This window comes from Corallococcus carmarthensis (assembly GCF_003611695.1).
GTDB lineage: Bacteria > Myxococcota > Myxococcia > Myxococcales > Myxococcaceae > Corallococcus > Corallococcus carmarthensis.
This window is the reverse complement of record NZ_RAWE01000012.1, coordinates 16,161-28,723: the sequence shown is the minus strand read 5'-3', so window position 1 is coordinate 28,723 and position 12,563 is coordinate 16,161. Positions and strand designations below refer to the sequence as shown.

Here is a 12,563-nt window from a genome sequence, read left to right as displayed (position 1 = left end):
ACTCACCCGCCTCCGGAACCGGAGGCCGCGTCGATGCTGTCCGCGGCCTCCACCCGGAGGCGCTCCTCCGGGGTGAACGAGTCGAACAGGAGCCGCTGCACCGCGGCCTGACGCAGGGCCGGATCCGGCTCGCTGCGTCCCAGCGCCTCGCGCTTCGCGCGGAAGTCCGCCAGCCGCTGCTTCCACTGCGCGCGCTCCGCGTCCAGCGCCTCCAGCCGCCCGGTGGCCTCCGGCCCCACGGTGGACAACCGGTGCTGGTGCAGGTCCTCCGCCGTCGCTCCCGCCGCCAGCAGCTCCTGCTCCACGGCTTGCTGCCGCAACGGGCGCACAGCCTCCTCGCGGCTGGCGCGCACGTCCGGGGGGAGCCGTTCTTCCAGCGCCGCGATGCGCTGCTCGCGCTCCTCCTTCGTCAGCGACGCGTCCTTCATCAGCTTCAGCCGCTCCACGGCGACCGCGTCCACCGCCTCCTCCTGCCCGAAGAGGCCGTCGGCGGCGCCACCCAGGTGCTCACGGCGCAGCTTGCGCAGGGCCTCCAGGCGCTCGGCGGTGTCCAGCGTGGACGCGGAGCCCTTCGACGCCAGGCCCCGGGCCGCTTCCAGATAGGACAGGTAATCGTCCAGCACCTGCACCGCTTCATCCATGGCGGCGGCGGGCAGCTTCTTCGCCCGCAGGGCCGTGAGGATGCGCTCGCGGATGAGCGCCGAGGACTCCTCGCCCGTGGCGGACAGGTAGTAGCTGAAGAACCGGCGCAGGTCCGCGTTCGGCACCAGGTGCCCGGACGCGTCCACGAGCACGGCGCCGTCCTCCTCCGTGTCCTGGAGCGACCCGGGCAGCGGAGGCAGCGTCGAACCGGACGACGGATCCGGGCTCCCCGTCGCGGCGGCACCGGGAACGGCGGGGGACGTCGCGCGCGGCACGGAGCCTTGCGCGACGGGAACGGCGGACGGCGGGACAGCGGGTCCGGGCGCGTCCTCCGCCCGGACCTTCCACCACGAGAAGACGCCGGCACCCAGGAGGGCGCACAGCGCGACCACGAGAATGACGGCGCGGCTCTTCATGGCGGGGCGCTCCAGCGGGATTACAGGCCCGCGGTCTTCAGGCGGTTCGCCTGGGTGCGGAACACGGACACCGGGTCGGTGAAGAACGCGGTGAGGCCCAGCACCTGGTTCACCTCGTCCAGGTGGTTCATGTCGTAGTTGTCGCGGATGACCGTGCCGAAGTGCGAGCTGCAGCGGCCCACGAGGCCGTCGTTGGACTCGCTGTAGAAGAAGGACGACAGCTTCAGGGCGTAGTCAGACGCGTCCAGGATGTTGGTGAAGGGGTCCGTGCCGGACCAGGAGTAGTAGCGCTGCCCCTGGGTGCCCGTCGCCGCGCCGCTGCCGCAGGACGAGGTGGGGATGCCCGCGGGGAACTTCGCGGTGAACGCAGCGCCGCCCGCCTTGCTCAGCGCCGCCAGGGCGCCAATCGCGTCCTGCGGCTGCGTGTGGCCGGACAGCAGGCCCAGCACCGTGCCCAGGCTGTTGGCGAAGTACGCCAGCACGCTCTCCGTGAACGAGCCGCCCTTGAGGTTGTTGCGCAGGTATTCCGCCAGGTCCGCGCCCTTGTGCGGCGAGCCCACCGTCGTCACGGACGCCACCAGGTCCGGCCGCACCGCCGCCACGTAGCGCACGTCCAGGCCGCCGTGGCTGTGGCCAATCAGGTTCACCTTCTTCGCGCCGGAGCGCGCGAGCACGTCCTGCACCTGCGCCAGCAGCGCCTCGCCGCGCGCCTCGCTCGTGTTGAACTGCGGAACGTGCGTGATGTAGACCTTCGCGCCGCCCGACTTCAGCGACGACTCGATGCCGTAGAAGTAGTCGAGCACCCCGAACAACGAATCAAAACCCGCCATGCCGTGCGCCAGCACGATGGGGTACTTCGTCTGCGTGTACGTATCCGCGGCGCGGGCAGGCTGCGCCCAGAGGGCAAGAACCGCGACAGTCAGAACGAGGGTCCGGACGGCGTTTCGCATACAGGCTCCTGATTGGGGGGCGGATCATCGAAGGGATTGACCCGCGAATCAGCCCATAAAGCGAGACACTGATAAAAATCAAGCCAACCTCAGAATTAACTGAAAAGCATGTCAGCTCCGGGTCAGGACAGACGCACGCGTTGACTGCCCTTCCCTCTGCGACTTGATGCGTCAGGATTTCGAGACGCACCGCGCAATCACAATTCAACGCAATGCGACACGACTTCAACGCTCCGCGTTGGAGTGGCAGCATGTGGCCTTTCCAGAGGAGCACGCCCTTGGACACCGCCGCCTATCAAGCCTTCACCACGGAATTGACGCGCAGGGCTGACGCGGACAGCCGTTTCCGGGGGCTCGTGGCGCTGGGCTCGATGGCCGCGCGCGACTACCCGCCGGATGACTTCAGCGACCACGATTTCTTCGTCATCGCGTGGCCCGGACACGCTGAAACATTGAGACAGGACCGCGGCTGGCTGCCCCGCGCGGAGGACGTGGCGCTGGCGTTCCGGGAGACGGCCCACGGCATCAAGGTCGTGTACCGGGACGGGCACCTGCTGGAGTTCGCGGTGTTCGACCTGGAGGAGTTGTCGTTCGCGCGCGTGAACCGCTACCGCGTGCTGGCGGACAAGGGCGGCGTGACGGAGCGCATGGACGAGCGCGCGCGAGACACCGCTTCGGAGTTGCAGCGCACGGCTCCGGACGACGCGTGGCTGTTCGGACAGTGGCTCACGCAGGTGCTGGTGGGCGTGGGGCGCCACGCTCGCGGCGAGGGGCTCAGTGGGCGCTCGCGGCTCTACGAAGCGGTGCGCCTGTTCTGCCTGCTGCTCGCGCGCCACGTCCCCGCGCCCGCGGCTTCGCTGTTGGATGGGTTGGATCCGGTGCGCCGCGTGGAGCGCGTGTATCCGGCGACCGGCGGTGAGCTGGCGCGAGCCCTGGAGGGCGATTCACCGGCCCTGGCGCGCACGCTGCTGCGGCTGGCCGAACGCGAGCTGTCCCATGTGCCCGCCTTCCCGCGCGACGGAGTGGCCGCCGTGCGGGCGCGGCTCGAGGCGATGCACCGGTAGGCGTGCGGCACCTCAAGCGCGGGCGGTGTCCGGTTCCCGGGCGTTGTGCGCGACGATGAGCACCTGCTCTGGATGGGGCTGCCTGCGGGCCCACTCCATGAGCGCGGTGAAGGCATCCGGCGCGGGCGCGGCGGTGGCCAACGGAAGGCGGGGCTGGTGCTCGAAGAACAGGTCCTCCGCGCCCAGGTTCTGGGTCTCCCACGTGCGCCAGCCGGGCAGCGGCTGACCGGCCGCGGGTTGCAGGCCCGTGACGGTGAAGCCCCCGACCGTGAAGACGCGCGTCAGGCCCACCAGCGTCGCGCCCGTGCCGAAGCCGCACACCACGCGCTTCACCGTGGGGAAGCGCTCCCGCACCTGCGCGCGGAGCCCCGACGCCCAGGCCTCCACGCACGCCACCAGGGCCCGGTTGGTGAGCTGCCGGGGCCAGCACCAACCGTCGCGCTCCAGCGCGTGGGCCTGCTCGAACATGTTCGACATCGAGCCGGCCTTGCGGACCTCGCCCTGGAAGCCGTGGGCGCGCAGGTACGTTTCACCCGCGGCGTCCGTCAGGGCCACCGTGGGCAGGCTCCGCTCGCGGCCCAGGACATCCAGCGCCAGCGCGCTCGACGCCCCGGACATCTCCACCAGTCCGCGTGAGCCCGGCGGCATCGCGGCCAGGTAGCGCGCGAAGGTGAGGTACTTGAGGCTGCCGGACGGCTGCGCCCCACCCCACAACACCACCGGCCCGCCCGCACGCGGACGGGACAGGGAGAACACTCCACGCATGGCCGACCCCTGGAGCGCACCCGCCTTCCGCGCCCGGCATGCGCACGAGTCTTCCGGAGGGGTGCCCCACCGGCCATCGCCCCCGGGACGGACCGGGTGTCCCCCACAGGACGGCGCAAGGCCCTGCATTGACGTGGCGGGCGGTTATGCTCCGCGCCCATGTCTCAAGCCCCGCGCGTGCGCATCCTCCTGTCGGAGACCTACAACCCCTGGTTCAACCTCGCGACCGAGGACTGGATCTTCCGCGAGTTGGATCCCGCCACCCAGACGCTCTTCCTGTGGCGCAACGACAACACGGTCGTCATCGGCCGCAACCAGAACCCGTGGTCCGAGTGCAACCTCACGCGCATGGAGGAGGACAAGGTCTTCCTCGCGCGGCGCACGAGCGGCGGCGGCGCGGTGTTCCACGACCTGGGCAACACCTGCTTCACGTTCCTGTCCGCGAAGGAGGGCTACAACAAGACGGCGAACATCAGCATCCTGCTGGACGCGCTGTCGCGGCTGGGCGTGACGGCGCAGGCATCCGGGCGCAACGACCTGGTGATTCCGCTGGAGGACGGGCCGCGGAAGATCAGCGGCAGCGCGTACCGCGAGACGAAGGACCGCGCGTTCCACCACGGCACGTTCCTCATCCACGCCAACCTGTCGCGGCTGGCCAACTACCTCACGCCGCACCCGAAGAAGCTGGAGTCCAAGGGCAGCGCGTCGGTGCGCTCGCGCGTGATGAACATCCGCGACCTCCAGCCGGAGGCCTCCCATGAAGCGCTGGTGAAGGCGATGATGGGGGCCTTCTGCGACTTCCACGGCGCCACCGCGGAGCCGGAGCTGCTGGAGCCCTCGTTCCTGGAGAGCCAGCCGTCGCTCAAGCGCACCTTCGATCACTACGCGTCATGGGACTGGCGCTTCGGCAACGCGCCCCGCTTCAGCCACCAGATGGTGGAGTACCTGTCGTGGGGCTTCTTCGAGGTCCACGTCGACGCGGAGAACGGACACGTCACCCGCGCGCAGGTCTTCTCCGATGCGCTCTACCCGGACCTCGTGCAGGACCTGCAGGCGGCGCTCGTGGGCAAGCCGCACAGCCGCAACGGGATGCAGCAGGCCGTCGCCGAGGTCCGCGCCCGTCACCCCTCGCAGGAGCGCGAGCTGGGAGAGCTGGAGACGTGGCTGATGGGCCAGGTCGAGGTCTGACCCGGCCCATCCGCCGTCACTTCACTCAGCGATGGCCACCACCGCCGTGGCCACCGCCGGAGCCGCCGCTCCAACCGCCGCCGCCGTTGCCGCCGCCACGGCTGGAGCCGTGAGACGCGCCGCCGCTGGAGCCGCGGGAGGAGGAGCCGCCACCACCGCCGGAGCCGCCGCCCCAGCGCCCACCGCCGCCGTGGCTGCTGGAGCCGCCGCTGGTCTGGTGGACGCCACCGGAGCTGCCGCCACCCCACCCGCCGGAGCCGCCGCCGCTGGACTGGTGCGAGCCGCCGGATGACGGACGACCGCCGCCGCTGGAACCACCGCCCCAACCGCCACCGCTGGACTGATGCGCGCCGCCGCTCGTTCCATTTCCACCGGGAGGCGGGTTCCGGGTGCCGCCCCAGCCTCCGCTGTTGCCGTTGTTCGACGAGTGGACGCCGCCGCCGCTCTGCGGGCGGTAGGGACCGGGACGGCTGTTGCCACGGCCGCCGTTCGACGGGCCGTTGTAGCGCCCGGGCGACGCATCATGCGAGCGCGGGCCATACCGGTACGGGCCCGGACGGGAGGAGTAGTGGTAGCCCGGGCGGTAGCGGCTGTGTCCGTAGCCGTAGTAGCGCCACGACACGCCCGGGTAGCGGTACCACGAGCGCAGGAACAGGTTCGGGCGGCCGAAGGACACCGAGATGTGGGCGTGGCGGTAGACCGGGACGATGACGCGCGCCGAGCCGTTCCACCCCCAGCCACCGCCCACGAACACCCAGGACGGGCCGCGGCGGATCCAGTGCGGCGACACGAACACCAGGCCCGGACGCGGCGGTTCCATCCAGGAGCCGGAGACCCACTCGTAGCCGTTGATGCCCCAGTACCAGTAGCCCGGGGCCCACGTGTAGTCCGGAGCCGGCGCCGGGGGCGGAGCCTCCACGCGCAGCGCCGGAGGCGCCTGGGTCGCCGTCACGTCCTCGCTGGCGACCTCCACGGGGATCTCCACCTCGGTGGAGCCCTCCTGCGCCCAGCCGCCGGACACCCAGCGCCAGACGTCGCCGTCCTGCGCCCAGTAGCCGTTGACGTACTGGTAGCCGGGCATGCGCTCCACCCAGCCGCCGGACTTGAACTGCCAGCTGTCGCCGTCCCAGTACCAGTGGCCGGACGTCCAGACCGCGCCGGCATAGGGCCGGGGGGTCGGTGACTCGGCGGGCAGGTCAGGGGGCGGAGAGGGCGCGATGGGCCCGGAATCCTCCGCGTTGGACTGCTGGACGTACGCGTCGTCATCACCCCAGTCATCCGCGGCGACCGGCGAGGTCTGCGCGAACGCACCCTGGGTGGCCAGGCCGACAATCACACCAACCCACCATCGAGAACCCATGACTCCGTCTCCGATCTCCAGACCCCCTAGGGGACGTGGGCCTCCTACACTTTATTCACCCTCAAGGCTCCAGGCCCGCAATCCTGTCGACACTGCTACAGTCCGGCGGGACGCGAATGCTGCGCCGACTCCTCCCCACATTGCTCGCACTGGGCTTTGGACTGCTGGCCCTCGGATGGGGGCTGGTGAGCCTCCAGCGCATCTTCACCCAGGAGCGTGAGGACGCCCGCGCCCAGGTGCGTTCGCGGCGGGTCGCGCTGGAACAGCTGGCGGCGGAGTCGCTGCGCACGGCGCTCGCGCAGCTGATGAAGACCCGCCTGCCGAACCTCAACGCGGCCGTGGGGGATCCGCTGCTGCCCGCGGAGGGCTACTACCTGCTCTTCCGCGGCCACCAGTTCCTGCCGCGCGTGGACTGGCCCCGGGAAGGCACGGACGTCCCCGCGCAGGCCACCTACACGATGCTGGCGCACGCGCTGGAGGACGGCCTGGCCCCGGCGCCCTTCCAGGAGCGGCTTTCGCGGCTGCGCGCGGCGGGGGCCGCCCTGCTCTCCGGCAACGAGGCGCGCACGGAGGCGGCGGTGGAGGCACTCCTGCGCTACCACGCGGCGCACCCGCTGCCGCCGGATCAGGAGCTGCCCTTCACGCTGCTCATGGTGGAGTACCTGCAACGCGGAGGGGACACGCCGCTCCTCATCCGGGCGCTGGTGCGCGAAGGCCTTCCGGAGGAGCTGGGCGGCATGGCACGGGACCCGGGCCTGCAACGCAACGTGCTGCGTGCCCGCCCCCAGCTCACGCAGCCGGACTTCGACTTCCTCCAGGCGCGCATCGTGGGAGTGAGCCGCGCGCTGGTGGAGCCCCACGACGCCTTCGTGGCCCGCGTGCAGGAGGCCGGCGCGGGCGCGCTGGTGCTGCCGGAACCGCTGGACGGCCCCACGCTCCTGGCCGAGCAGTGGTACGTGGAGCCCGCGGCCGAACAGGTGCACGGGCTGGCCGTGGACATGTCCGCGCTGCTCGCGGACCTGACGCAGGAGCTGCGCGGGCGCAACCTCATCCCCAGGGATGGACAGGTGCGGCTGGGGCCCGGCGGCGTGGCGCGTCCCCTGAAGCATCCGGGGCTGGAGGTGGCCACGCCGGGGTGGGCCGCGGCGGAGGCGGACATCGAGGCGCGATACGGCCTGAAGACGCTGCTGGTCGCGGCGTGCGGCGCGCTCGCGTCGGCCATCGCTGCGCTGGCGGTGGTGGCCCAGCAGCGCAAGTACCGCTTCGTGGAGCTCAAGAGCGACTTCGTCTCCACCGTGTCGCATGAGTTGCGCACGCCGCTCGCGTCCATCCGCCTGCTGGGCGAGACGCTGGAGCGCCGCCTGGGCAAGATCCCGGAGGCCGGGGACTACCCCACCCGCATCGTGCGCGCGGCGGAGGGGCTGCACTTCCTGGTGGAGAACATCCTGTCCTTCAACCGCATCGACAAGGGGAGATGGGCGCTGAGGCCCGCCCACGTGCGGCTGGAGGAGGCGGTGGGCACGCTGCGCGAGGACCTGCAGGACGCCGTCACCGTGCCGGTGGAGATCCGCTCGCAGGTGGAGGACGTGGAGCTGGACGCGGACGCGTCGCTCGTGCGGATGCTCTTCGCCAACCTGGGCCGCAACGCCTGCCTCTACAACCAGCGCAGCCCGGTGGTGCTCACCGTGCGCGCCTATCCGCAGCCGGGCTATGGCGCCACCGTGCTCTTCAGCGACAACGGGGTGGGCATCCCCCCGGAGGAATGGGAGCGCGTGTTCCAGGACTTCTACCGGCTGACAACGCCCGGGCCGGAAGTGCATGGAAGTGGCCTGGGGCTGGCGCTGTGCCGCAGAATCATGGGCCTGCACCAGGGCAGCATCCAGGTGGCTTCCTCCGGCCCCGAAGGCACGACCTTCGCCCTGACCTTTCCCGAGACGCGCCGATGACGACGCAAACGCCGCCCCCCTCCACCCGCCCGACCATCCTCATCGTCGAGGACGACGCCAACCTGCGCCTGGGCCTGCGCGACAACCTGCGCGACGAGGGCTACGACGTCACGGACGCCCCTTCCGCGAAGGACGCCGCGCCGCACCTGCAGTCGCGGGTGTTCGACCTGCTCATCCTGGACGTGATGCTGCCGGGCGAGGACGGCTACAGCTTCTGCCGCCGCCTGCGCTCGGAGGGCGTGAAGAGCATGGTGCTGATGCTCACCGCGCGCTCGCTGGAGGACGACCTGGTGCGAGGCTTCGAGGCCGGCGCGCAGGACTACCTCACCAAGCCCTACCGCCTGCGCGAATTGCTCGCGCGCGTGCAGGCGCTGGTGCGCCGGGCGGGCACGGCGCCGCCGCAGGTGGTGACCTTTGGCACCTTCACGCTGGACCTGGGCCGCCGCGCGGTGCTGCGGGCGGACGGCGGCGAAGTGGACCTGACGCGCACGGAGTTCGACCTGCTGGCGTTCCTCTTGCGGCACCGCGACCGCGCGCTGCCCCGGGGCGAAATCCTGGACGCGGTGTGGGGCCGCGACGTGGTGGTGGATCCGCGCACGGTGGACAACTTCGTGTCGAACCTGAAGAAGAAGCTCGGGTGGACGAGCACGTCGGGCTTCACCATCCACACGCTGCGCGGCGTGGGCTACCGGATGGAGGTCCTGAGCGGCGGCCCGTCATGACGCAATCATGACCGACACATGGAGCGCTGTCGGCCTTTCGGCTGGCGCGACTTCGTACCTTGCATCTTGTGGGGACGGGACGCCTGGAGCGTCCGTACCAACCAGGAGGCGGGTCAGATGTTTGAGTCGGTCATCGAACGGCGGGGAGTGCGCTCGGGACGGTTCGGCACGGGCGCGTGGGTGTCCATCGGCGTGCACGCGGGGCTCCTGGGCCTGGTGTTCTTCATCTCCGGCCGCGTGCCCGAGACCATCGAACAGCCCTTCGTGCCTGTCGTCATCCATGCGACCGCCATCCGGAAGGGAGTGAAGCAGACCACGCAGCCGAAGCCGGCCACGACCGCACCGAAGCCGAAGCCGCGCACGGACCGCATCCCGCTGAACCCGAAGCCGCTGCCCGCGGATCCGCCGGCGGCGAAGCCGGATCCGGAGCCGACGACGATCGCGGACGCGGCGGGCACGACCGACGCGACGGGCACGGGCGACACCGGCCCGGTGGGTGACCCGGATGGCAGTTCGGACAGCGACAGCCCCATCGGCGTGGTGGGCGTGCCGGTGATCAACGTCGCGCCCACGGGCACGGAGGTGCTGCCCTTCCAGGGCGGGATGACGCCTCCCCGGATGCTGAGCGGTTCGCAGTTCAGCTACACGCGCGAAGCGCAGCTCGCGGGTGTGGAGGGGATGATCATCGCGAAGTGCGTCATCACCACGGAGGGCCGGGTGCGCGACTGCCGCATCATCAAGGGCCTGCCGTTCATGAATGACGCGGTGCTGGAGTCGCTCTATTCGCGCGAGTACCAGCCGCTGATGTTCCAGGGCCGTCCGGTGAACGTGTCGTACACGTTCAACATCAGGCTGAAGATGCCCCGGTAGCCGGGGCGGGTGTCCGCCAGTGGAAGCGGCCGGACGCCCGCCTCCCCCTCGGGAGGGGAAAAGAATCGCGGCGGAAGTGCGGGCCCGTTAGGAAAGTCCCGTCGCGCTCGGCCATGTGCGCGATACCGGCACCGGAAGGAGCGGGCCTCCCCCGGCCCGCTTTCGGTGCCGGTCCCTTTTCCCGAGCAATGGCGGACACCTGGTACGACGCGGTGGTGGTGGGTGCGGGCTTCGGTGGCCTGGGCACGGCGCTGGAGTTGTGCCGCCGTGGCGCCCGGGTGGCGCTTTGCGAAGGGCTCAACTACCCGGGTGGCTGCGCGAGCACCTTCCGGCGCGGCGGCTACGGTTTCGAGTCCGGCGCCACGCTGTTCTCCGGGTTCGGTGAGCATCAGCTCTTCGGCCGGTGGATCCGCGAGCATGCGCTGGATGTGACGGTGGACTGGCTGGATCCCCTGGTGGAGCTGCGAACCCCGGGGATGCGGTTGCCAGTGCACCGCGACCGGGACCAACTCATCGCGGAGCTGTGCGCGCTGCCTGGAGCACCCGTGCAGGGCATCCAGCGGTTCTTCGAGATGCAGGCCCAGGTGGCCGGCGCGCTGTGGCCGCTGTTCGATGACCCGGACCTGCTGCCGCCCTTGAGCCTGAAGACGCTGATGCGGCATGCGGGGCGCGCGTGGACGTATGCGCCGGTGGCGCGCTGGCTGGGCCGGCCCCTGGGCGCGGTGCTCGCGCATCACGGACTGGAGGGCTTCACGCCGCTGCGCACGTACCTGGATGCGCTCTGTCAGATCACCGTGCAGTGCGCCGCCGCGGAGGCGGAGGCCCCGTTCGCGTTCGCGGCGATGGACTACTACTGGCGTGGCACGGGACACGTCCGGGGCGGCATCGGCCGGTTGGCGACGGCGCTGACGAAGGCGATTACCGCCCGAGGCGGTGACGTACTCATGGCGAACCGGGTGCGCGCGGTGACGCCCGTGGATGGAGGCTGGCGGGTGACGGCGCGCAGGGGCGAATTGCTCGCCCGGCACGTGGTGGCCAACGTGTTGCCCCAGGGGCTGCGCACGTTGCTGGATGCGCCAGTGGGACGGCTTCCCCGGGTGGATGCGCTCGCGGAGCGCGTGGATGAAGGTTGGGGCGCGGCGATGCTGTACCTCGTGGTGCGTCCTCCGGAGGGTGACTCCGGCGGCGCGCATCACTTCGAGCTGGTGCGCGATGAGAACGCGCCCTTCATCGAAGGAAACCACCTCTTCGCCTCCGTGAGCGGGGCGGCGGACGAAGGGCGTGCGCGGCCGGGACAGCGCACGGTGACGGTGTCGACGCATGTGCCGTTGAAGAAGCTCGCGGGCATGGCGCCGGAGGAACAGGCGCCCTACTTCGCCGGGCTCCATGCGCGGATGCGGGAGAACCTGGAGGCGCTGCTCCCGGAGTGGATGGCCAACGTCGTGCACGTCATGACGGCCTCGCCGCGTACGTTCCAGCGCTTCACCTTGCGCGAGGCCGGAGCGGTGGGTGGCGTGCCCCGGCGCGCGGGGTTGGACAACTACCGCCTCCTGGGGCCGTTCCAGGCGCAGCGCGGCCTGTGGCTCGTGGGGGACTCCGTGTTCCCAGGCCAGAGCACCCTGGCCACCGCGGTGGGTGGCGTGCGCACCGCCGCGAGCATCGCCGCGGTGCGCTGAAGCACTGTTTTACAATGCAACCCGTCATCCACCGTTAAACTGAAATCCGCGATAACTGTTTCAAGCGCAGTCGTGGACCGCGTATGGTTTGCGTCCCCCTCAAGGAGGACACATGCGGTCATTCATTCTCGGTGGTCTGCTGGCGATGGCGGTGGGCTGTGGCGCCCCCATGGAGCAGGAGGGCGAGCCGGACCTTGCCTCCCAGGAGGCTCCGCTGCCGGACTGCTCCAACGAGCCGAACGCGAACCTGCACAGGTACTACAACAACGCCGCGCACACCGAGCTGATCGGTGAGTTTGGTTGCTACTGCGGCGGGCTCTACAACTGGGGCGGCCGGTCGGTCTACTCGGAGTACATCCTGGAGTGCTGAACCGCTGACGTCGGAGGTGGCGTGACCCGGCATTGCGCGCTGGGTCACGCACTCAACGGAGATTCCAAAGACAGACGCATCGGTTTATGTTCGCGCGGCAAACCCCTCATGGAGGAAGCATGCGCACGTTTCTGATTGGTGGTCTGTTGGCGATGGCGGTGGGCTGTGGCGGTCCCATGGAGCAGGAGCAGGAGGAGGCGGTGGACCTGGCCTCGCAGGAGTCGCCGCTCCCGAACTGCACCAACCTCCCGACCAGCGTCGTCCGCTACTACAACGCGTCCCTCACGGCGGTCATCGGTGAGCGCGGGTGTTCCTGCGGAACCTATATCAACTGGGGGAAGACGTCGGCCTACCACAACACCCGCCAGAACTGCTGAGCCACTCCCGGCACCACGAAGGCGGTTGAAGTCGGCGTCTCCGCGAGGATCCGCGCCGACTTCACGCCGACGCCACGGCGGCGTCCTCCGGCCAGATGCTGATGTCGGAGATGCCGGCGTCCACCTGCGATGGCGGATGCTGGATGCAGTCGCGTCGGTTCCCGGAGATTCCAACGACAGACGCATGGTGTAGGTTCGCGCGGCAACCCCCTCACGG

At 70.4% G+C, this 12,563-nt stretch carries 12 protein-coding genes; 8 read left to right on the top strand and 4 right to left on the bottom strand.

From position 1 onward, the window contains the following. Positions 1 to 2: 2 nt before the first annotated feature. Positions 3 to 1,058: a lipase secretion chaperone gene (locus D7X32_RS05665; RefSeq protein WP_120601476.1), complete on the bottom strand. Its 1,056-nt coding sequence runs from the start codon at positions 1,056 to 1,058 to the stop codon at positions 3 to 5. A gap of 20 nt (positions 1,059 to 1,078) precedes the next feature. Continuing rightward, on the bottom strand, positions 1,079 to 2,008 hold the full coding sequence (locus D7X32_RS05660; protein WP_120601475.1) for a lipase family alpha/beta hydrolase: 930 nt from the start codon (positions 2,006 to 2,008) through the stop codon (positions 1,079 to 1,081). Positions 2,009 to 2,286: 278 nt separating this feature from the next. Between D7X32_RS05660 and D7X32_RS05655 the strand changes: the two genes are divergently transcribed. Continuing rightward, entirely contained in the window at positions 2,287 to 3,072 is a 786-nt protein-coding gene (locus D7X32_RS05655; protein ID WP_120601474.1) for a hypothetical protein, read from the top strand. 12 nt (positions 3,073 to 3,084) lie between these two features. Here the strand turns inward: D7X32_RS05655 and D7X32_RS05650 are convergent, their stop codons facing one another. Beyond that, complete coding sequence (locus D7X32_RS05650; protein WP_120601473.1) at positions 3,085 to 3,837, bottom strand: hypothetical protein; 753 nt, start codon at positions 3,835 to 3,837, stop codon at positions 3,085 to 3,087. Positions 3,838 to 3,996: 159 nt separating this feature from the next. Here D7X32_RS05650 and lplA point away from each other — a divergent pair, with 159 nt between their 5' ends. Next, positions 3,997 to 5,025 carry a lipoate--protein ligase gene (lplA, locus tag D7X32_RS05645; RefSeq protein ID WP_120601472.1) on the top strand — a complete coding sequence of 343 codons (1,029 nt, stop codon included), beginning with the start codon at positions 3,997 to 3,999 and terminating at the stop codon, positions 5,023 to 5,025. A 25-nt stretch (positions 5,026 to 5,050) separates the two neighbouring features. Here the strand turns inward: lplA and D7X32_RS47465 are convergent, their stop codons facing one another. Next, positions 5,051 to 6,385, bottom strand: coding sequence for a hypothetical protein (locus D7X32_RS47465; RefSeq protein ID WP_279635560.1), 1,335 nt, complete (start codon positions 6,383 to 6,385; stop codon positions 5,051 to 5,053). 116 nt (positions 6,386 to 6,501) lie between these two features. Between D7X32_RS47465 and D7X32_RS05635 the strand changes: the two genes are divergently transcribed. The 6 genes from D7X32_RS05635 (at position 6,502) to D7X32_RS05610 (ending at position 12,346) form a co-directional block, all read left to right on the top strand. Then, positions 6,502 to 8,331, top strand: coding sequence for a sensor histidine kinase (locus tag D7X32_RS05635; protein ID WP_120601471.1), 1,830 nt, complete (start codon positions 6,502 to 6,504; stop codon positions 8,329 to 8,331). Then, positions 8,328 to 9,053: a response regulator transcription factor gene (locus D7X32_RS05630; protein WP_120601470.1), complete on the top strand. Its 726-nt coding sequence runs from the start codon at positions 8,328 to 8,330 to the stop codon at positions 9,051 to 9,053. Before D7X32_RS05635 ends, D7X32_RS05630 begins: the two co-directional genes overlap by 4 nt. Positions 9,054 to 9,170: 117 nt before the next feature. Continuing rightward, positions 9,171 to 9,923, top strand: a complete 753-nt coding sequence (locus tag D7X32_RS05625; protein WP_120601469.1) for an energy transducer TonB — start codon at positions 9,171 to 9,173, stop codon at positions 9,921 to 9,923. Positions 9,924 to 10,111: 188 nt separating this feature from the next. Beyond that, on the top strand, positions 10,112 to 11,599 hold the full coding sequence (locus D7X32_RS05620; RefSeq protein WP_120601468.1) for a phytoene desaturase family protein: 1,488 nt from the start codon (positions 10,112 to 10,114) through the stop codon (positions 11,597 to 11,599). A 112-nt stretch (positions 11,600 to 11,711) separates the two neighbouring features. Further along, positions 11,712 to 11,969 carry a hypothetical protein gene (locus D7X32_RS05615; protein WP_120601467.1) on the top strand — a complete coding sequence of 86 codons (258 nt, stop codon included), beginning with the start codon at positions 11,712 to 11,714 and terminating at the stop codon, positions 11,967 to 11,969. A 119-nt stretch (positions 11,970 to 12,088) separates the two neighbouring features. Then, on the top strand, positions 12,089 to 12,346 hold the full coding sequence (locus D7X32_RS05610; RefSeq protein ID WP_120601466.1) for a hypothetical protein: 258 nt from the start codon (positions 12,089 to 12,091) through the stop codon (positions 12,344 to 12,346). Positions 12,347 to 12,563 lie beyond the last annotated feature (217 nt).